This is a genomic window from Roseovarius litorisediminis (assembly GCF_900172295.1).
Taxonomy (GTDB): domain Bacteria; phylum Pseudomonadota; class Alphaproteobacteria; order Rhodobacterales; family Rhodobacteraceae; genus Roseovarius; species Roseovarius litorisediminis.
Map to the genome: position 1 here is coordinate 10,618 of NZ_FWFL01000002.1, position 21,935 is coordinate 32,552.

At 53.6% G+C, this 21,935-nt stretch carries 13 protein-coding genes and 1 tRNA gene; 6 read left to right on the plus strand and 8 right to left on the minus strand.

The features are described 5' to 3' along the window. Positions 1-263 precede the first annotated feature (263 nt). The 5 genes from PEL8287_RS03505 to PEL8287_RS03525 are packed head-to-tail and all read right to left on the minus strand — an operon-like array spanning position 264 to position 9,701. Complete coding sequence (locus tag PEL8287_RS03505) at positions 264-2,204, minus strand: hypothetical protein (protein ID WP_085890998.1); 1,941 nt, start codon at positions 2,202-2,204, stop codon at positions 264-266. Beyond that, positions 2,201-4,606, minus strand: a complete 2,406-nt coding sequence (locus PEL8287_RS03510; protein ID WP_085890999.1) for a sensor histidine kinase — start codon at positions 4,604-4,606, stop codon at positions 2,201-2,203. Before PEL8287_RS03510 ends, PEL8287_RS03505 begins: the two co-directional genes overlap by 4 nt. A 39-nt stretch (positions 4,607-4,645) precedes the next feature. Beyond that, positions 4,646-5,479 (minus strand): phosphoadenosine phosphosulfate reductase family protein, encoded by an 834-nt coding sequence (locus PEL8287_RS03515; RefSeq protein WP_085891000.1) that lies wholly within the window; start codon positions 5,477-5,479, stop codon positions 4,646-4,648. Further along, a complete protein-coding gene (locus tag PEL8287_RS03520) occupies positions 5,476-8,766 on the minus strand; it encodes an ATP-binding protein (RefSeq protein WP_139837693.1) in 3,291 nt (1,096 codons plus the stop codon). Before PEL8287_RS03520 ends, PEL8287_RS03515 begins: the two co-directional genes overlap by 4 nt. Continuing rightward, the gene (locus PEL8287_RS03525) at positions 8,763-9,701 is read right to left on the minus strand and encodes a DUF4007 family protein (RefSeq protein ID WP_176228548.1); all 939 of its coding nucleotides are present in this window, start codon (positions 9,699-9,701) and stop codon (positions 8,763-8,765) included. Before PEL8287_RS03525 ends, PEL8287_RS03520 begins: the two co-directional genes overlap by 4 nt. Positions 9,702-9,780: 79 nt before the next feature. Between PEL8287_RS03525 and PEL8287_RS03530 the strand changes: the two genes are divergently transcribed. Further along, on the plus strand, positions 9,781-10,920 hold the full coding sequence (locus PEL8287_RS03530) for a cysteine desulfurase family protein (protein WP_085891003.1): 1,140 nt from the start codon (positions 9,781-9,783) through the stop codon (positions 10,918-10,920). 224 nt (positions 10,921-11,144) lie between these two features. Here the strand turns inward: PEL8287_RS03530 and PEL8287_RS03535 are convergent, their stop codons facing one another. Both PEL8287_RS03535 and PEL8287_RS03540 read right to left on the minus strand, forming a co-directional pair. Further along, positions 11,145-12,335, minus strand: a complete 1,191-nt coding sequence (locus tag PEL8287_RS03535; RefSeq protein ID WP_085891004.1) for a tyrosine-type recombinase/integrase — start codon at positions 12,333-12,335, stop codon at positions 11,145-11,147. Positions 12,336-12,500: 165 nt separating this feature from the next. Beyond that, positions 12,501-12,586 (minus strand) — tRNA-Leu (locus PEL8287_RS03540). Between the two features lie 147 nt (positions 12,587-12,733). Here PEL8287_RS03540 and PEL8287_RS03545 point away from each other — a divergent pair. Beyond that, positions 12,734-13,717, plus strand: coding sequence for a complex I NDUFA9 subunit family protein (locus PEL8287_RS03545; protein WP_085891005.1), 984 nt, complete (start codon positions 12,734-12,736; stop codon positions 13,715-13,717). Here PEL8287_RS03545 and PEL8287_RS03550 read toward each other — a convergent pair. After that, positions 13,714-14,517 (minus strand): undecaprenyl-diphosphate phosphatase, encoded by an 804-nt coding sequence (locus PEL8287_RS03550; RefSeq protein ID WP_085891006.1) that lies wholly within the window; start codon positions 14,515-14,517, stop codon positions 13,714-13,716. The two genes, PEL8287_RS03545 and PEL8287_RS03550, sit on opposite strands and share 4 nt — an antisense overlap. 218 nt (positions 14,518-14,735) lie before the next feature. Between PEL8287_RS03550 and PEL8287_RS03555 the strand changes: the two genes are divergently transcribed. From PEL8287_RS03555 to gltB, 4 genes are all read left to right on the plus strand, one after another. Then, entirely contained in the window at positions 14,736-16,169 is a 1,434-nt protein-coding gene (locus PEL8287_RS03555) for an NAD(P)-dependent oxidoreductase (protein WP_235862172.1), read from the plus strand. Positions 16,170-16,277: 108 nt separating this feature from the next. Then, entirely contained in the window at positions 16,278-16,460 is a 183-nt protein-coding gene (locus PEL8287_RS03560) for a hypothetical protein (RefSeq protein ID WP_139837694.1), read from the plus strand. 4 nt (positions 16,461-16,464) lie between these two features. Further along, on the plus strand, positions 16,465-17,220 hold the full coding sequence (locus PEL8287_RS03565; RefSeq protein ID WP_085891009.1) for an alpha/beta hydrolase family protein: 756 nt from the start codon (positions 16,465-16,467) through the stop codon (positions 17,218-17,220). Position 17,221: 1 nt separating this feature from the next. Beyond that, a complete protein-coding gene (gene gltB, locus PEL8287_RS03570) occupies positions 17,222-21,754 on the plus strand; it encodes a glutamate synthase large subunit (RefSeq protein WP_085891010.1) in 4,533 nt (1,510 codons plus the stop codon). Positions 21,755-21,935 lie beyond the last annotated feature (181 nt).

Here is a 21,935-nt window from a genome sequence, read left to right on the forward strand (position 1 = left end):
TACAAATACCTTCATCACGGTAACAAACCAAAACTATTGAATTTCTCGTTTCCAAGTGAACTCAAATTTGCGAGTTCCATAATAAATTGGTCAGTTTCCGTGAGTTTAAGGAGCTGCAAGTCGCAATGCAAATTACCCCGCGAGAGCTCGAGAAAATGGTACTCATATCTTCGCTTTTGAGCAGAGATGTCACCATACTGTCGAATCGACGGATCATGATCAGCGGCGCATTCTTCAAAAAAGATGCCATCACAATTCATCGATTAAGCTCCGTCCTCAACACTGATTTTGAAAATTAAACCTGACTTATGGAACTCGGCTCCAAGCTGGTCGACGAAGTCGGGCCCAGTCACAATCATTCCCACTTTCTCTAATTTCGGTTTTTTGTCGTCCCTCTCCGGAAGTGGTTCCCCATCTTTTAAAAGTTCTGCCGACTGCGTGGTTTTAAGTGGTAGATGGGTCCATTGGAAACCAGATCGAAACAGCTTTCTAAGCCGGGTCTGCTCTTTGAGTTTGTTCAGCAAGGCCTTGCTGCCGTCGGGTACCGTCGCGACATCCAAGCTCAATATCGCAGCCGTGAGATCGTTTTCACAGCTGGAATCGAAGATAAGTGTGGCAAATTTTGCCTTTCGCGGAACGAGCGCGTTGCCACGCAGCATTACACCTGCTGGTAGATTGAGTTGTAGTGAAGTTCCGTCCTTCTGTGCATAGTGAATTTCCGCGCTAAAGCGAAATGATCGTGGCAAGGGGGCCATCTCTCCCACCCTCCCAACATTTCCAAGCAGTTGCTGACGCAACCCAAGCGCGGAAACATCGCGTAGACGACCGAGAACGACTGCGTCGCCACTTGTTTTCAAGAGGTTCTTTGCCCGAGAAAGGTTGACTGTTCGTAGGTCACCGAAGTCCCAAGTCACCTGCTGCCGCTGGGCGCCATCAATCGATAAAACTGGCGTAGTATTTCCGGAAACGCCGAGCACCGGTTTCGTCATGTCGACTTCTTCGAGCCTACCTGCGACTAAAAGCACAGTTTTTAGACCGTCCGTTCTGATCAAATCGCATTCTGGGGATGCGACAAAGAACACAAGATCATTGCGCCCAGCGAAAAATCCACGAGGCTTGATCGTAGATCCCGGTCGTGGACCCATAATGTCGCCGAAAGTGATCGGCCACACAGCACCCGTCGCATGTGACCGGCGGCTTGGATTGACGAATAGCGTACGCTCCAGAATGGCGTATGTGTCGCGGTCGTTGGAAATCATCAATGGCGGAGGATCATCAGCCATTTCATCGAGTGGAATGGCTGCCTCCAGCACCTCACCGTGTGCTTCAATCTCGTACTGCAAAACACGATCAAAGATATCGAGCATGTAGCTTGACGTGTTTACGCCCTCGAACCGCAAAAGCATGGTTCGAATATGCTGCAAATCATCGATATCGATCTTACGTAGTGCGCTTGACGCCTTTACAACGGCTTCTTTCGCCTTCTGTTCCCATGTGTCTACGAACCCGGCTAACGCTTGGCTATCCCCGCGATGCGCAGCCAGCGTAAGTATAAGTCCTTGCACACGTCCAGGCGTCTGGAGTTCAGGCTTTCGCAAATGTCGAAATGCTGAGGCATGCAATTGAACTTCACTACGAAACTCTTTGGCCAGTTCGTCAATTGTCGGGATTTGAGACATTAGCACGATGGATGGAAGTGAACCGGCTCTTTGGGCAATAGCTTCCTTGAGCCGATCTACAGTTAATCGGCGGTCGTCCGCACCCTGGTGGATGCCGAGAAATAAGTCGATCAGGATCAAATCTGCAGCGGCCGCCGCATCGACAAAGTCCCGGCCATGCGTCTTGTATGGAATGCCGAGCGCGGTCAGTGCAGCTTCAGCCGAAGCCAAGAAGGGTGCATTATCTGTGGCTTTCTGCTCATAGACATCAAATAATCCACCCAAAAGATCGCGCACAGCCTCTCGATTCTGCCATAAAGCGTTGATGAACTCTTGATCAGACCTAAGGTCGTCTCGCGCACTTGGATCGAAACCCGGCGAAAACGCTTCTATCCGCGCCGCCTCATCTCCCTGGACATCATCAAAAAAGATGTCCCACCCATCTTCGTCGAGCAGCTCTTGAGCCAATGGAATTTCATCGTATCCGTCATCTACGATAATCGCAGAGCGAATGCCCGCTTCGGCTACGCGCTTCTTATCGTTCAAGACCCGTCACCCACCACTCGATAATCAAAAGTAGTAAAACGCCCTTCGTTGTTGGTGACGTCCGCATCCAAGGTGAGAGCACCACCGTTATGCTCGGCGGCTTCCTTCGCAATAAACAGACCAAGTCCGCGGCGGCGGCTCTTGTCTTTCAGCGAGAAGAAAAGGTCAAAAATCCGATCTTTGTACTGCTCGGAAATGCCTGGGCCATTGTCGGCAAACCGAACACGCGGAGGATTGTCTTCGACGGCGATGGTAAGCGCCGATTTTAGTGACATTTTTCGTTGTTTCTCGACGTCCATCCAGTAGAGAGAATTTGAGATCAAATTTTCCAGAACTTGAACCACCATACCCTTAACTGCCGAGACTTCGACAGGTTTATCAGGCAACAAGACACTTACTTCGATATCGTGGCGCAAAAATTGGACTTCATGAGCGTCCAAAATCTCTTGGACGAGCTCATCCAGCTTGAAGCGCTCCTTGCGTTGTCGGCCAGTTACACTCAGGGGATCTAGAATACGTAACCGTTTGCTGATGCTGTTCATTGACGCACGGAGACTTTCGAGACGTTGGCGAATTTCTTCAGGTACTGCTTTCCGCTTTAAGCTGTTCAAAATATCCAGAGCGTCTTCCGCCGATCGCGTCAGTTCATGCGCCACCACCTCGACCATTAAGCCGATGCCTGCCATGGCAAGCATTTGGTCTGCATCCTTTTCCATTTCAGCAACACGTTCACGCGCTTTCGCAGCGTAACGGGAAAATTCTTCACGCATCAATTCCAACTCTTGGACGGCTTCACGATGTTCCTTGGGAACAACTTGTCCAATTGAACGGATTGTGGCCTTCATCCGCTTTTCAAGATCGATTGTCCGGGTCTCATCAGCAATAAATGGCTCTTTGGCGTCTTTTTGTTCACGCGTAATGCGGTTCATCTCATCACGAAGCCTCTCGACAGCAAACTGAACCGTTTCCTTCAATATCGCTTCTTCAGGTGTTTGCCGAAGACCTTCTCGGTTCGTTTGGTCAATCAAACATGGGTTGGATAATCGACCAATCTCAACTTGTCCGATGAGCTGGATGCGGTTTAATGCATAGCCTTTGGATTTGAGAGCAGTTTTGTCCAATTCGAGCCAATCATCATCTTCTGAGCCATAGGGATAGACTCTGAACGCATCGCGATAAAGGCGTACGCCCATCCACTGGTCGAGCAGATTACGTAGAGCCTGATAGTCCCCTGTAGTTTTGTGCTTTCGCAATATCGAGCGGTTAAACCAATACAATTCAAAGTCGAACGGACCAACGGAGTCGAGGGCAGTATAGTCAATGTCCCGTTTATTCATTCGTCGGCGCTTTGCCTTAGGGCCCACCAAGGTTCCATACAGGACATCTGCGGTCGCGGTTTCGATACTAATTTCTTTTGGGTGGTCGAATCCGATGTTGTTCAATTCGATACGAAGTTCCAATTCGGGCCCGCTGTCGGTCTTCCGGTAATGACCACGCACGACAGCATTTGCGTGAGACAAAAAACTGTTCTCTAGACGTCGAATATTGATCCGCTTGCCATTCCAGACAACAGCGATCCGTTGGTTTCTTTGCTTGGCGAGCGGATTTACGAGCAATGAAAAGTCATCCATTGCGAGTCGGTCCACGCGTTTTTCTGCCCAGTCAGCATTCAATCTGCGAATTATGATCTCCGTGCCACTAAATTCTGGATCTCGTTTCTTGCCTCCGCGAACTGGTATGACGATAATATCTTGGATCATTTTGTCGGGATTATCAAAAGCGGACCAATCTATATCAATAAGACTGTAGTGGCTCTCTCCGGACCGCGTTGTGCGAACTGAAAGCGTATCCCCAAGCCTCATCGCTGACAGTCGGCCAATACCTTTTTCACCCAGATAAGGAGAGTGCGACTTACCGCCCGCTAACGCAGCATCAATTTCCGTTTTTCTCGAAGACGTACCGATCACCAGAAAAACCGAGGTGAGCTCCTTAAGCGACATCCCTGATCCTGTGTCAGACACGGTTATCGAGTTCAAACCGTTTATCTGTTGTATGGCTTTAGCAATGTCTTCGAAATTTTCTGCAGCCTCGATGAGGGAATTTGCGTTATCCCAAAGCTCATCGGCTTCGGTAATTAGTTTTCCCGTGAGCCAGTCTTTCAGATCGTCGAGAGCCCAAATATCATCTGCTTCTTCGGGGTCTTCAGCATTCAATGCCTTTAGAACCTGTGCTTTGGCTTCTTCGAAATCACGCCGTGCCAACACGATATCAAATCGTATCGTAACGCCATTTTTGGAGCCAGCATCAATGCCGTTCTTGATCAACTCATAGAAAGCAATGGGGTCGGAACTAATTAGTTCTGATCCCAATTCGAGGACGGTTCGTGCGGTTACTTTGAACATGAGATGACCTTAGGTCGAAATTCTTTATTTTGTATACAACTACTTATGGCACGTCAGGCATGCTTTGGCAGCTCCGCCATACACATCATCCAAGTCCAACGTTGTGTCTGGGCGCAGCGGGTTCGCCTGCAATCGCGTGCGCGCCCGGGCCAATCGCTTTTCGTGGTCCAATTTAATCTGTTCCTGCCGTTCTGGTTGCTCAAGGTCGGTAAGAGATTCACCTTGGCTCCAAGTAAACGGCGAACCATGTTCAATGGCGTTTTTCTCATAACGCTTTGCTTCCTCGAAGGCGTCTGGGTGTTCTGTTTTCAAACGCACCCACTCAATCTTCTGCTGGAAGAAACAGAACGTACATCCACTGCGACTGCGCCATTTGTAATAATCTGGAAGTCCTAGGCCCGAACCCTCGAGGATTTCGATGACCCCTGGCTTGTCGATGCTGGCGTCTTTGAAGGGCAATCTGACCAGCAGCTTTTCTTTGTTCGATTGATATCCTTCACGATACTCCTCGTCACTGCGGATTGCTACGTAGGAGATAACGGTTTCGCCCGCCTCGAGAAACTCGCGCACCCACTTTTCAAACGGCCGCAGCTTAAGTTGGCGCGTGCACCACCTTGACTGTGCAGATGGCAGATAGCTTTTGTAGCTCTTCAGCCAATAGTCAAAATCTCGATCAGGATTCAACCGAAGAATTGGTTTGCCAAGATAGCCTTCCAGCCGAGTCAAATACTCGTAGACTTCGGGTAGTTCTTTGCCAGTATCGGTAAAGAAATACTCCACCTCGATTTCCGGGTGCCTCTGCCGCATGAAGATGGCCAATGCAGCACTGTCGCGTCCACCTGAGAGTCCTAAAACGTGTCGGGTAGTCGTCATGCGCGTTCTCCGACACGGCGTTCATCGCCAGTATTGAGGTATTTAGAGGTGACTTCGATCAGGGCAGCAAGAATGATTTCGCGGCGCTGATGATCCGCCTCGCTCAAGGCTCGATCAAGAGTAGCAGCAAGGGCCTCGACATCGTGCCAGTCGACATCAGCCACTTGAAACTCGCTGAACAGCGAGTGCGCCGCGTTCTCTTTTCCGACCACAACTGCCATGGCATGGCGCCCGTCTTTACGACCCTTAACACGCGCCATGGTTTCTGTCTTTAAAAAGACTGTCGCAAGCTCGGTAAGCCCAACGGCGGCCCGTTCGCGGTCACCGTCGTTCCAATCTCTGGGAAGCTTGTTAACGGCCACACCCGCGAGGCCTTCCATATCTTCACGCGTTCCGTGAAACTGTGTCAGCCGCCCGACGAAGGCTTCTAGACGCAGGTCGCCGCCGATGTGGCGAATGTTGTCTGCACGGTCGCGCAAACTTTTGAATGCGTCATCGCCATGGTTTCGGACATCCAACTCTTTGAGCATCAGGTCTTTCAACTCATCGAGCACTTTTGGATATGCCGCACGCATTTCGGCCATTGCATCCCTCAGCAGCAACGCAGTCGCATTTGCATCAAAGTTACCATCGGCTAGCGGCTCGGTCAGCCGTGGGAGATCATCAAACAGGAGTTTGTTTGGGTCACTCGCCCGTTTGAGAATTTCACGAACCTTAAGTGTTTGCGGGGAAAGAGATTGAGTTCTGGATGTCCATGGGACAAGCGCATCAAATTCGCCGATGATCGATCGTGCGACTAGCAATGGCCGGGCAGCACCTTTAATCTTCAGGAGACTGCCGAGCGTCTCCAATGTCTCTCCGACAAACCCCTCCATCTCAACACGGCGCAGACCAATGTCTTTACTGTTTCGCGCAAGAAACTCTACGCAGAGCTCGTTGAAACTCGCTTGAAAGATGCTCTCGCCATAGACCGCAACGCGGTCACGACGTGATAGAATATAAGCGGACAAGAATACAGGCCCAAGACCGGCTTTCAATCCAATCGGTGTCTCACCCCAAGCATGAATTATCTCGTCAGCCCCCACCACACCCTGTTTCGATGTGAGAAGTGTGTCTGCTACACGCCACAATGGATACAGCGTGTCACCCTTTTGAGGAGCACTGTATTTGCCGTTCACATGAATTCCGGTTTCTTGCAGAAGAGAAATGAAAAGCCCTCGTTCGGCAGGGTAGTTCTTACCGTCAAAGCCAAGATCAACGTCGGAGCCACGCATTGCCATGCGTTTCATGAGCTTGGTTCTCGCGCTAACGGCATTTGAAGACGGCTCGGAACAATTCAGCAGCTCATTGCGGATCAGCGGCCCCTCGTTGAAAATTGCGTCAGCCAAGGACGACAGCTGCTCGTTTAAGAGGCGCTTGGTTAGTCGCTGTGGTTCGCGATCGACAACAAACCACTGACATTCGTCGATTAAGCCATTCAGAATATCTTCAAGTTTCTGACGGACTTCCGCAATACGCGCGTCAATTTCCCGTCGAGCGATTGGATCGCCTCGGAGTTCCGGGAAATTCTTTTCCAATGCGCTCAGGCCTGCAAGCTCTCGTGCAAGGTCGAGAAGTTTGGCTGCGTCAGCATGGTACCCGACAATTAGCGGGAAAGCGGTTTGAGAATGTGCGGCACGCTCACACGCGGCCATAGTTTCGCTTTGGTTCTCTCCGTTCATCGGCAAAGCAAACACGATGCGGCCAATGATATCCTGGGCATATTTTGGCGGCTTGAAAGCCACTAGTTCGGAGGTCGGCTCGATGGACATTTCGAACCATCGCATAGCACCTGTTTCTTCATGGTGGCGCTTTGCCAACATCGGCTGGAGGTCCGCCAACAAGCGAACCATATTAAGATCGATATCGTGTTGCTCTGAGAGAATTTCTCCCAATCGGGCTTCAACATCAAAATCGGAACCAGCATACAGAACGTAGATTCCGGCATGCTTCCTAAATACGATTTCTGATTGCTGTTCGAGACGCGCGAGCGCAACTTCGACATCAGTGCGGCTGGTTTCATTGAGCGAAAGGGCAATCGTGTCGAGATTTGTTGCGAGTCCTGAACGATCTTTGAGCAGTTCGAAGAGGGCAATGGTTTTCAATACTTTTTGCTCAAGATCACCTGCGCCGCGCGCGACGCACCTCTCTAGGACGTCATGCGCCAAAGCCCAACGGCGCCCATCTGGTGAAGATAGAATGGCAGCGTCAAAATTGGCTTGAAGATAGTTCCACAGAAGGTGAGGCGGATAATACCCATCGACCGCCTCTTTCGTGAGCGCGTCTTGTAATCCGTATGGTTCAGCAGAACTCAAAAAGGAGAACACGCTCCGCTGGTTCTGCCCAAATCGTCGGCGCGACAGCGGTCCCACAAGGCAAGCAGTAAATGGATGCAGCGGAGCAGTGCGAGCTAGTTTTCCTGCCATCCGTTTCGCTTCGGTCTTCTTGCGTGCGGGGCGCAATTTCTCGACGCACTCTTCTGCCAACGGGATGGCCTTGCGAACAGCGCGCTCATGTCCGAGAGCTTCGCCAATAAGCTCTATGGTCTCCTCAAGCGAGACCGAAATCGAAATATCAACAAAACGGCCCTGAATCTTTGCCCAGGAATCCCTAGCTTTGCGCCCTAAACGCTCTGCGTACTCTTCAAAAGCTTGGTGCAGGATTCCAAGAAATATGAACTTACCCTGACTGCGCGCGGCGAGTTCCGCAATGTCCTGCAGGAGATGAAGGTCACCTTCACCATCTGCTGCAGCCTCCAACCCGCGACCGAGCTCATCCATAATAAGCAAGAGGCCACGGTCTGCCGTTCTGCATTCAATTTCTTTGAGAATTTCCGAGGCGCTAGATGTGGTTGGGAGTTCGAGCAACTCTGCAAGTTGCTCCGCCATTGAGCGCCGCTCGGTGACCAATGGTAAGACATCCCATCGAGATGGAAAGTAGGGCAGGGCGGACTTCAATGCGGTGTTAACCGATTCGCCAAACACGGCTGCGGCCTGCTCTCGTATTTGCTTGGGTGCGCCAAAAAGGCATGCGAGCGCAACGGCTAGGCTCGACTTGCCGCCGCCGTAGGGGCCTGTCCACGTAAAGGCACCTTGCTCAGTATTAGAGACATGTGCGGCCATGAAGGTTACGGCTGCTTGGAATGAAGCTGGACAATGGAAACCGTCAATTGCAGTCGCTGATGCATAATCGGTATCAAGACGAACTGATCGACGAAATCTCGGGGTTATTGTTACGGGATCGCTCATGCGGCCACCTTTGATCGAGCTCTCATCAGGGTTTCGCGAAGTATGCGGCGCTCGATTTTCAAAGAACGTGGCTTTCGTCGAATGATTTGTCGCAGACCTGCGGTCTCCGACCAAGCCAATGTTCCGTCCGAAATGCTTTCAAGCTGCTCAAGGCGATCCACGATGTCATCTTCATCGAGCAAGAAAACCCGACCTGGAGAACCGCGCCCATAGGCGGCATTCTCGAATGACATAGTCGCTTGTTCAGGTGCGAAATTTTCCCAGAACTCATTGATACAATATAGAAATACGGAATTTGGAAGGGTCGATTTTCGTCCGCGAGATAAGCGGGATCGATATTTATCCATCGGACGAATAAGGCCTAGTTCCGCAAGTATGGATTCCCCTGCCTCGCTTGAGCCGCGACCTCCGATATATGTCCTCAGAAGGCATTGCAGGTCCCGATCAACGGTGGTCGATGCCACTCGGCTCCAACCTCGTTCCTGTGCGAGTTTGAGCAGAGGCGAAACAATGTCCTGCCGAACAAAGCTGCCACCTCTAAACTCATTAAACAGCCAATATGCAGATGTAAGCCGGGGACGGGCGGCTAAATGCCAATGAAGAAGCCAAAGCGAAGCATCTTCTTCGAGATAAGGATCAGTTCCATTCTTGTCGAACAACATTGCACCAAGCCACGTTGTCAAAAGGCCGTCGCTCGACTCTTCGAGTATTCCGGCGGCTGTCGCCCAATACCGAATTGCACCAACCATGTTTCTACCCACGCCAAAGCGCGCGATTGAGTCCGGATCCCTAAAGACATGAACTGCGTGCTTGGCAGAGGGCGCGTCATTCACCGCGTGATAGGCCTTTTGCAGCCACCCATAGCGCAAAGGAAACGTCTCATGTCCCGAGAAGCTCGGACGATAGTCGTCGGATATTAAACCTTGTGCGTTCATTTGACCTCCTGGGGATAGCATCCAGTATACAAGTCAGCCATACTACGCACTGGAGACTTCGTCCAGTATTGAGGCTGACATGCAGGTTGGTGAAACCATATATCTCGACTATCAGGCCTCGACACCTGTTGATGAGCGGGTTTTGAAGGTGATGACAGAGGCGTCGGCGACGCTTTTTGGAAATCCGCATGCGGCAGATCATGCGCTCGGATGGATGGCTGCCGCTGCCATCGAGAAGGCGGCCGAACAAGTTGGAAACCTCTTTGGTCTTCAAGGGGATGACGTGATCTTCACGTCGGGTGCGAGTGAAGCAAATGCGATGGTGTTTCGCACCGCTCATGCCATCGCAAAGCAGTCGGGAAGATCGGAAATCTTGATCGGTGCCGGGGATCATGGGTCGATCGTCAAAGAGGCAGAATCCTGTGGTTTGGTCACACGCTTTATCGCCCTTGATGACAACGGCGCTCCGTATACGGCGGATCTGAAGAATCTGCTAAGCGACGCAACGGCTCTCGTTTCAATTATTGGCGTGAATAACGAGAATGGTGCGATTGCTGATCTGAAGACAATTTCCGAGTTGTGTAAGTCTAACGGCGCATTGTTTCACGCAGATTTGGCTCAGGCACCTCTAGCGATGGACATCGATTTACTTGACCTCGACATCGCTTTGGCCACCATTTCGGCGCACAAGCTTTATGGGCCCAAGGGCGTTGGTGCATTGTTGACAGGCCCTGGTTCTTCGAAATTGGTGGAGCCGGTTATTGTGGGTGCGGGTCAGCAGGGGGGCCGACGCGGTGGCACTATGCCGACAGAGTTGATCGTCGGCTTTGGAGAAGCATGTCAAATCGTTCAATCGCTCGGTAAAGTAGAGCGGGGGGCTTTGGCGGCGACTAGGAACCTCTTCGTTAGGAGTCTTGAAAAGAAACAAATTGCCACATTGGTTGGGTCCTTAGAAAATAGGCACCCCGGAAATGCCTTGATGCGCTTTCCGGGCCATGACGCCTCCGACCTCTTGGCGCGCCTTCAGCCTCGGATCGCGGCGTCGACCCAGTCAGCCTGTTCATCGGGATCCATTGAGCCATCTCACGTTTTGACAGCGATGGGTTTTGACCGCGAGGTGGCGTCGGAGTGTATTCGTTTCAGTTTTGGAAGGTTTTCGACTGAACAGCAGGTATTCATGGCTATCGGGTTTTTGTTAGAGGCGCTCGTGTCAGCGTAGCCAGCTTTCCGTAAAACGGCTCACTTTAGGTTGGCAGTATGAGCAATGGCTCATCCGTTTCATCCGCGATTTCTTCAAGATAGGCGGGGCCGGAAATCTGATTTGCGATCAGGTTCTGTGCCAGTTGCCGCCGCCAGTGCCGCCTTGGTGCGATCCGATAAGGATTCGTACTGAACTACTACCGACTGGCGCCGGTAGGGTCATTATTACTCGATAGGCCAGAGCTAGTTATTGTCGTTACGAAACATTTCTAACAAGTCCGCCCAGGCTTGCATCAACTCCTGACGCTTTTCCCAATAGGTCGCTCGATTGTAAGTTCGTCTGATGGCATCTTTGTCCTGATGGGCAAGGGCCGCTTCGATCACATCAGGATCAAACCCGTGCGTATTCAAAATTGTGCTAGCGGTTGCTCGGAACCCATGCGCTGTCACTTCATCTTTCGAATATCCCATGCGACGCATAGCTGAATTGAACGCATTCTCGGACAGCCATTTTCGGTTCGAATTTAAAGATGGAAAAACGAGTTCGACACCCTCAATATCGATCCAATTGCGTCTGACCAACTCAATAGCTTGGATGGGCAGAGGCACAATATGGTCACGACGCATTTTCATGCGTTGGGCTGGTATGGTCCACCTCGCCGTCTCCAAGTCGAACTCCTGCTGTTTGGCTCCACGCACTTCGCCCGGACGGGTCATAGTCAGGATTTGAAACAGAAGGGCGTCTTTGATTACGCCCGCACCAGTGTATGCTTCCAGATCGCGTAAAAACTGACCAAAAACCCTTTCGTCTGTGATGGCAGGTCGATTGGTTACCTTAATTGGTAGCAGCGCACCCCTTATGGCTAGTGTTGGATCGTTTTGAGCGCGCAGGGTGACAATTGCCAACCGAAATACGGCGGAGATCGTACCTCGAAGTTTCTTTGTGGTTTCCCGTCTGCCGCTCTGTTCTACCTTCTTGAGTAAGTGCAAGATCTCTGCGGCAGTAATTTCGTTGATTGGTCGATGATGAAGTGGCTCTGCCAGAGTGTGGATGTGCCAGATCTTCTTGCGCATCGTGGCATCGGCCAATTCGCGGTCATAAGCTTGTTGGAGATATTCCTCGGCGACTAAGAGGAATGTTGTGCGCGCCTGGGTTTCGGCTTCGATCTGCTTTAGGCGCTTTTGAACGGCGGGATCACTGCCTTCCGCCAATTGGACTCGGGCCGTATCTCGCTTTTGCCGTGCCTGCGCGAGGGTCACTTCAGGATAGGGGCCGTGAGACAGCAGCCGCTCTTTTCCTAAATGGCGATATTTCTGCTGCCAAAGCTTGGATCCATTTGGCTTGATCAAAACAAAGAGCCCACCGCCGTCTGACAGCTTGTATGCTTTGGGTTCGGCTTTCGCCTTTTTGATTTTCAGGTCTGTGAGTGCCATTGGGGGTATCAACCTCTCGCCACCCGGGGAATACCCCCAGCGATACCCCCACCCGACGTGTTTTCTGGGGGTATCGAGTGTTCAACTATGGTTAAGAGGGTAGCATCAAAAAGGTCGAAAGGTCCATAATTTTGGACACTTATGAGCTTTTATGTTCAGGAAAATTGGTGCCCAGGAGAGGACTCGAACCTCCACACCCTTGCGAGTACTAGCACCTGAAGCTAGCGCGTCTACCATTCCGCCACCTGGGCAGGTGTCGTGAAGCAGGCGTTTAGCTCCGGCCCTTGCTGGTGTCAATGTTGATTTTCAGGAATCTTGGTATTCGTGAAATCAACTTGTTCAATCCTTTGCGGGCGGGTAGGAAATAAGTCGAGTTCGCAAAGCCCGGAGGCCACCACATGTCAAAGCTCGTCACCATCTACGGCGGATCAGGATTTGTTGGTCGCTATATCGCACGACGCCTTGCCAAACAGGGCTGGCGCATTCGCGTTGCCGTACGGCGCCCGAATGAGGCGATGCATGTCAAGCCCTATGGGGCGGTTGGCCAGGTCGAGCCGATTTTTTGCAATATTCGCGATGATGACAGTGTTCGGGCAGCAATGCAGGGTGCTGACGCGGTTGTTAACTGTGTTGGAACATTTGACCGAAAGGGCCGCAATAATTTCGACGCTGTGCAACACGATGGCGCCGAGCGGATTGCCCGCCTTGCAGCCGAAGAAGGTGTAAAGCGCCTGGTTCATATTTCCGCAATCGGTGCAGACACCGAATCGGACAGCATCTACAGCCGTACAAAGGCGTTGGGTGAAAAGGGTATTCTGGCCCACTTTCCGGGCGCGGTGATTCTGCGGCCGTCGGTGATATTTGGCCCCGAAGATGAATTCTTCAATCGTTTCGCCGGTATGACCCGGTTTGGGCCGATCCTGCCAGTTGTCGGGGCGGATACTCTTTTTCAGACGGTTTACGTCGATGATGTTGCAGCGGCAGCCGTAAAAGGTGTCGAAGGTCAGGCGGACGCCGGAATTTATGAATTGGGCGGACCAGAAGTACATAGCTTCCGGGAGCTGATGCAGCAGATGCTGGGTGTCATCCGTCGCCGTCGCCTGGTTGTGAATATTCCGTTCTGGATCGCGAATATTATGGCCGGTGTGATGGAGCTGGTGCAAACGGTATCGCTTGGGCTTGTTCCCGCGATGCTGACACGTGATCAAGTGAAAAGCTTGCGCGTCGACAATATAGTGTCCGAAGGTGCGCTTGGCTTTGCTGATCTTGGGATTACGCCGGTATCTGCCGATGCGGTGCTGCCGGATTACCTTTGGCGCTTCCGTCCTGCCGGACAATATGAGGCGATCAAGGAATCAGCGGGCAACCTTCGCCCCAACTAACTATACGCGATCGCCAAAAGGACCACGCCCAGAAGGATGCGGTAGATCACGTAAGGTGTGAAGCTGACACTGCGCAGAAGGCGCATCATCAGGCTGAGCGCCGCCAGAGCCGCAAAGAACGAAAAGACCGCAGCGATGGCGCTGTCATGAATGAGCGCCATGTTTGCCGTGGCTGCCATCTCAGCTGCCAGAAAAGCACCGCTGGCTATAATGGTCGGGATCGACATCAGCATGGACAGTTTGGCGGCATCATGGCGGGCATATCCCAAAAAGCGGGCGCCGGTGATCGTGATGCCAGAGCGTGACGTGCCGGGGATCAGGGCAATAGCCTGCCAGACACCGATGACCATCGCGTCCTGCAACGACCATTCTTTTTCGGTTTTCTCGCATTCCCCGGACTGATCGGACCAGTATAGTACGACACCAAAGACAAGCATCGCCCAACCAATCACGGTGATCGACCGCATGGATTCGTCAAGGCCGGTCAATTTCAGGATAAGGCCAAAGGCAACAACAGGGATCGAAGCGATCAGCAGCAGCAATGCAAGCTTTGCGCCAGGCGTATCAATGCGGCCGATCATCAGCCGAAGCAGACCGGCGAATGCCAGGCGAGTATCTGACCAGAAGTACAAAATGACAGCAAGCAGGGTTCCCACATGTACGGCAACATCAATGCCCTGTCCCTGATCCTGCAGGCCGGTAAGCGCGGGCAGGAGAATCAGATGTCCTGAAGAGGAAACCGGTAAAAATTCAGTCAGGCCCTGAAGGAACGCAACAATAAACAGATGGTAAAGGGGCATGGGCCAAATCCTGCTCGGAATTTTCCCCAAGCTATAAACCATTGGGAAATATAGGGAAGATATCATTTAGGTCCGTTTCGGTTTTAAAATCACGGTAAATCGTTACGGTGCGGGAGGCAGTATGGTAAAATCGTTAACATTAGGTCACAGTTTATGACTTTAATTTGTTTTATTCTTGAGTTAGACAGTCTTGGCACAGATAAGCTGGAGACAGGACCGTGGCGAAGCAACCGATGCTGAAATTCGTGACCGTGGAACGCGACATGCCTCAAAAGCGTGCGGCGGAGGAGCGTAACAAGGATTTCCACGAAATTTACGCCGAGTATGCGGATGCCAAGGCCAAGGAGCAGGCCAGCCGCTGCAGCCAGTGTGGCGTGCCCTATTGTCAGAGCCATTGCCCGCTGCACAACAACATCCCCGACTGGCTGCGATTGACAGCTGAAGGGCGCCTGCGGGAAGCCTATGAATTAAGTCAGGCGACCAACACATTCCCCGAGATATGCGGCCGGATTTGCCCGCAGGACCGGCTTTGCGAAGGCAATTGCGTGATCGAACAATCGGGGCATGGAACGGTCACGATCGGCTCGGTCGAGAAGTATATTACCGATACGGCCTGGGAAAACGGATGGGTCGAAACGATTGCGCCCAAGAAAGAACGCATTGAATCTGTTGGTATAATCGGCGCAGGCCCGGGTGGTCTGGCGGCGGCTGATGTGCTGCGGCGTGCGGGCGTGCAGGTTACTGTTTATGACCGGTATGACCGCGGTGGCGGGCTGCTGACCTATGGCATTCCGGGCTTCAAGCTGGAAAAAGATGTGGTGCTGCGCCGGGTTGAGCAGCTGGAGCAAGGCGGTGTTGAATTCGTAATGAACTGCGACGTGGGCAGCGACATTACTTTTGAAGAAATTCGCAATAAACACAACGCAGTCGTGATTGCGACAGGGGTTTATAAATCGCGTGACCTGCAGGGGCCGGGGGCGGGTGCTAAGGGCATCGTTCGGGCAATTGATTATCTGACGACCGGTAACCGGATCGGGTTTGGTGACAAGGTCGCCGAATTTGACAGTGGCGCGTTGAACGCCGAGGGCAAACAGGTTGTAGTGGTCGGCGGTGGTGACACCGCAATGGATTGTGTGCGCACGGCGATCCGCCAAGGGGCAAAATCCGTCAAGTGCCTGTACCGACGGGATCGGGAAAATATGCCCGGCAGCCAGCGGGAAGTGCAGAATGCCGAAGAAGAAGGCGTTATCTTTCAGTGGCTTAGTGCTCCGAAAGGGTTTGCAGGTGACCCGGTGACCACAGTCAAGGTGCAGCAGATGCGCCTTGGGGCACCGGATGCCAGCGGGCGGCAAAGCCCCGAAGAGATCGAAGGGGCCATCACTGACGAGCCTGCCGATCTGGTGATCAAGGCGCTGGGGTTTGAACCAGAAGACCTGCCAACCCTTTGGGATCAAAAGGAATTGGAAGTAACACGTTGGGGCACAATCAAGGCCGAATTCACCACAGGGCGCACCGCGATGGACGGGGTTTTTGCCGTGGGTGACATCGTGCGGGGCGCGTCATTGGTGGTTTGGGCCATTCGCGACGGGCGCGATTGTGCGGCGGCGGTGCTGGATGATCTGAACGCCGCGCAATCGGTGGCGGCGGAGTAGAAGAACGTACGAAACGTACGAAACGTACGTGGATTTCGTACGCGATTTGAGGGTTTTGGAAAAGGAGCGTACGTTTGGTACGTTTTGGCCCAAAAAGGCCGCTGGAATTTGAAACTCAGGGCAGAGTTGCTGACCCACGCAGAGGGACGGATGAAGATGGACAAGGCAAGAGAGATCTACGGCCATTGCCTGTGCGGTGCCGCCCCCGTGTGGGCCACCGTGACCGATCCAATCGTGCTGTCTGCGACGCAAGACTGGAGACCGCACATGAGCGGGTTCAAAGCGGTGTGAACTGATGCAAACAGAGACATCCAAACAGCAAGAGGTTTTTGAAACTATATACGAGAAGGGCGATTTGCGGATTGAGGCGCTTGCCGGCACTTCGCGTCGGTTGGTTGTCAGCTTCACAAGCCTGGCGTTAAAGCCTGGAACTTGGCCGAGGAAAGAATTTGTCAAAATTGCCCGCATGGGCGGTGAAAATCATATGATCTGCGCTACTGATCGCGGCTGTTCATGGTTCAATGGAGACGGGATTGCCGAACGCGTCACCGAAGGCGTCACATCTTATGTGAACGCACATGGTATCGAGGATGTCACCGCTGTTGGGACCAGTATGGGCGGATATAGTGCGCTTCAGTTTTCCAGACTCTATCCGATCCGGGCAGCTCTTGCCTTTGCGCCGCAATTTTCCCCTGATCCGACACTTGTGCCGCAGGAAGTCCGATGGATGGAATATCGGGGCAAAATCCGACAATGGCCGTTTCGTAGTATTGAAGGGCTGCCGGAAAAGCACACCGACTTTTTTATTGTGCACGGGGAATCTGAGGAAGAGCGTTATCATTGGAAAAGGTTTCCAAAGGGTAAAAAAGTGACCCACTTCATCCTGGGGAATGTTGGACATAAGATGGATACCCTGCGCAAAGGCGGGCGCCTTAAACGGCTGGTAGCTGCGGTCATCAATAATGACACTGAAATGTTTCAAAGAGTTGCGCGCCGCGCAGGTGGTTCTCTGAGAGATGAATACGAACGGCAGAATGAGAGGGCTTATTGAGATGACAAAATTTGACCAAAAATGGGCCATTGCCGAGGAAGCAAAGCGCAAGTGGCTGGCTGAAAACGGGATGTATGCGGAAGAAGAAGAGCATTCATCGTGTGGTGTGGGACTGGTGGTGTCGATCAATGGCAAGGCAAGCCGCAAGGTGGTGCAGGCCGGGATTGATGCGCTCAAGGCGATCTGGCACCGCGGAGCGGTGGATGCGGATGGCAAAACCGGCGATGGCGCGGGCATCCATGTGCAGATTCCGGTGCCGTTTTTTTATGACCAGATTCGTCGTACCGGGCATGAGCCACGCGAAGACCAGTTGGTGGCTGTGGGTCAGGTGTTTTTGCCGCGTACGGATTTTGGCGCTCAGGAAACCTGCCGGACCATCGTGGAAACCGAAGTGCTGCGCATGGGCCACACGATTTACGGCTGGCGGCATGTGCCGGTAGATGTGACCTGTCTGGGGGAAAAGGCCAATGCGACACGGCCCGAGATTGAGCAAATCCTGATCTCGAACGCGAAGAACATTGATGAAGAAACATTCGAGCGTGAGCTTTATGTAATTCGCCGCCGGATTGAAAAAGCAGTAACTGCAGCGGGGATTAACGGGCTTTATGTCGCGTCGCTGTCGTGCCGGTCGATCATTTACAAAGGCATGATGCTGGCCGAGCAGGTGGCAGTGTTCTACCCCGATCTGATGGATGAGCGGTTCAAATCTGCCTTTGCAATCTACCACCAGCGCTATTCGACCAACACCTTTCCGCAGTGGTGGCTGGCCCAGCCGTTCCGCATGCTGGCCCATAATGGCGAGATCAACACGCTGAAGGGCAATCTGAACTGGCTGAAAAGCCACGAGATCCGGATGGCCAGCAGTGCGTTTGGCGATATGGCAGAGGATATCAAGCCCATCATCGCCGGCGGATCCAGTGACAGTGCGGCGCTGGACGCCGTGTTCGAGGTGCTGGTACGCGCCGGGCGCTCGGCGCCGATGGCCAAGACGATGCTGGTGCCGGAAAGCTGGTCGAAACAGGCCGAAGATCTGCCGCAGTCCTGGCGCGATATGTATTCCTATTGCAACTCGGTCATGGAACCCTGGGATGGCCCGGCGGCTTTGGCAATGACCGATGGCCGCTGGGTATGCGCGGGTCTTGACCGGAATGGTCTGCGTCCGATGCGGTATGTGGTAACGGGTGACGGGCTGGTTATTGCCGGATCCGAGGCCGGAATGGTGCCGATTGATGAGGCAACCGTAAAGGAAAAGGGCGCCCTGGGCCCCGGTCAGATGCTGGCCGTCGATATGGAAAAGGGCGTGTTGTATCACGACACTGAGATCAAGGACAAAATGGCGCGAGCGCTGCCCTTTGGCGACTGGGTTGGCAAGATCAACGACCTGGACGAAAAGCTGGCCGTGGTCAGCGAAGCGCCGATACACACCGGTGCCGAACTGCGCCGCCGACAGATTGCCGCCGGTTACACAATTGAAGAGCTTGAGCAGATTCTGGCGCCGATGGCCGAGGACGGTAAAGAAGCGATTGCCAGCATGGGGGATGATACGCCCAGTGCGGTGCTGTCGACCAAATATCGCCCGCTTAGTCACTATTTCCGCCAGAACTTCAGTCAGGTGACAAACCCGCCGATTGACAGTTTGCGGGAATACAGGGTGATGAGCCTGAAGACGCGGTTTGGCAACCTCAAGAACGTTCTGGATGAAAGCAGCGCGCAGACCGAGATTCTGGTGCTGGAAAGCCCGTTTGTCGGCAACGCCCAGTGGAATGAGCTGATGCGACAGTTCAATGCTGACGTGACCGAGATTGACTGTACCTTCGAGTCCGGCCGAGGTGCGTTGCAAAAAGGTCTGGCGCGCATCCGGGCCGAGGCCGAGGATGCGGTGCGTTCTGGCGCGGGGCACCTGGTGCTGACAGATCAGTATCTGGGTGAGAGCAAGATCGGGATGCCGATGATCCTGGCCACCTCGGCCGTGCACAGCCATCTGACGCGCAAGGGGTTGCGGACCTTCTGTTCGCTCAACGTTCGCTCGGCCGAGTGTATTGACCCGCATTATTTTGCCGTGCTGATTGGCGCGGGCGCGACGGTGGTCAATGCCTATCTGGCCGAGGATTCACTGGCGGACCGGATTGATCGGGGGCTGTTGGACTGCGATCTGACCAAAGCGGTTGCGCGCTATCGCAACGCAATTGATCAGGGCCTTTTGAAGATCATGTCAAAGATGGGTATCAGCGTTGTGTCGTCTTATCGCGGTGGTCTGAATTTCGAGGCTGTGGGCCTGAGCCGTGCAATGTGCGCCGAATATTTCCCCGGCCTGATGAGCCGGATCAGTGGTATTGGGGTAAGCGGTATTCAGACCAAACTGGAAGAGGTGCATGCCAGGGCCTTTGACAACGGGCAGGATATTTTACCGATTGGTGGCTTCTACAAGGCGCGCAAATCGGGCGAGACTCATGCCTGGGGGGCGCAGACCATGCATATGATGCAGATGGCCTGTAACACCGCCAGTTTTGAGTTGTGGAAACGGTATTCGACCGCGATGCAGGCCAACCCGCCGATTCATCTGCGTGATCTTATGGCGATCAAACCAATGGGCCAGGCCGTGCCGATCGAAGAGGTGGAAAGCGTGACCGCGATCCGCAAACGCTTTGTTACGCCTGGCATGTCCCTGGGTGCGCTCAGCCCCGAGGCGCACAAGACGCTGAATGTTGCGATGAACAGGATTGGTGCGCGATCTGACAGCGGCGAGGGCGGCGAAGATCCGGCGCATTTCACGCCAGAACCCAATGGGGATAACCCGTCGGCCAAGATCAAGCAGGTCGCCAGTGGCCGGTTTGGCGTGACCGCCGAATACCTGAACCAGTGTGAAGAACTGGAGATCAAGGTGGCACAGGGTGCCAAACCCGGCGAGGGGGGGCAACTGCCCGGTATGAAGGTCACTGATCTGATTGCCCGGCTGCGGCACTCAACCAAGGGAGTGACCCTGATTTCACCGCCGCCGCATCACGATATCTATAGTATCGAGGATCTGGCGCAGCTTATTTACGATCTGAAACAGATCAACCCGAATGCCAAGGTGACAGTCAAACTGGTATCGCAATCGGGCGTCGGCACAATTGCTGCCGGTGTGGCCAAGGCCAAGGCCGATGTGATCCTGATTTCGGGGCATAATGGTGGCACCGGGGCCAGCCCGGCCACGTCGATCAAATATGCCGGACTGCCTTGGGAAATGGGCCTGACCGAGGCGCATCAGGTTTTGTCGATGAACAATCTGCGCGACCGTATCACCCTGCGTACCGACGGCGGATTGCGCACCGGGCGCGATATTGTCATGGCGGCCATGATGGGGGCCGAGGAATTCGGAATTGGCACGGCAGCGCTGATTGCCATGGGCTGTATCATGGTACGTCAGTGTCAAAGTAACACCTGCCCGGTGGGCGTGTGCACGCAGGACGAGGCGCTACGCGCCAAGTTCACCGGCAATGCCGACAAGGTGGTGAACCTGATCACGTTCTACGCGCAGGAAGTGCGGGAAATTCTGGCCGGTATCGGTGCGCGGTCTTTGGATGACGTGATTGGCCGGGCCGATCTGCTGACGCAGGTAAGCCGCGGGTCGGCGCATCTGGACGATCTGGATCTGAATCCGATGCTGATCACCGTGGATGGGGCCAAGGACATCGTCTATGACCGCAACCGCCCGCGCAACGAGGTGCCTGATACGCTGGACTCTGAGATTGTGCGCGATGCACAGCGGTTCCTGAATGACGGCGAGAAAATGCAGCTTCATTATGCAGTGCAGAACACCGATCGTACTGTTGGCACGCGCCTGTCCAGCCATATCGTGCGCAACTTTGGTATGCGTAACACACTGCAACCCAACCACCTGACGGTGAAACTGTCCGGCAGTGCCGGTCAGTCGCTTGGCGCCTTTGCGGCGCCGGGCCTGAAGATCGAAGTGTCGGGGGATGCCAATGATTATGTTGGCAAGGGCCTGTCGGGCGGCACGATTGTGGTGCGCCCGTCGATGTCGAGCCCGCTGGAAGCCTCGGAAAACACGATCATCGGCAATACTGTGCTTTATGGGGCGACCGATGGTTATCTTTTCGCCTCGGGACGCGCGGGTGAACGTTTTGCCGTGCGCAACAGTGGCGCCAAGGTGGTGATCGAGGGCTGCGGTAGCAACGGGTGTGAATATATGACCGGCGGTGTTGCGGTGATCCTGGGATCTGTCGGGGCCAACTTTGGTGCCGGCATGACCGGCGGGATGGCCTATCTCTATGACCCTGATGGGATGTTGGATAAGCTGATAAATCGTGAAACACTGGTAACCTGCAGTGTAACAGAGCCACATTGGCTGTCGCAAATGGAGGAACTGGTCGAGCGTCACGCCGCCGAAACCGGAAGCCGAAAGGCGCAGAAGATTCTACAATACTGGGACGTGGAAAAAGCCAATTTCCTGCAGGTCTGCCCGATCGAGATGCTGGACAAGCTGCCCTATCCATTGGGGATAGAAAACAAGGCCGTGCCGGCGGAATAAGCGGATTACGTTAAGCTACGGGGAAAGGGCGCACTGCCAGGTGCGCCCTTTTTGTTTTGGCATTCTTTCCTGTGGGGGCGCCCCGGACCCCTTGGGATTTGTGTGGCAAGAAGAAAACAGCCTGACCTCGCCGGGTGTGATCTTGGGTTTTGCATATCCGCGGCGCGCGCTATAGCTGATG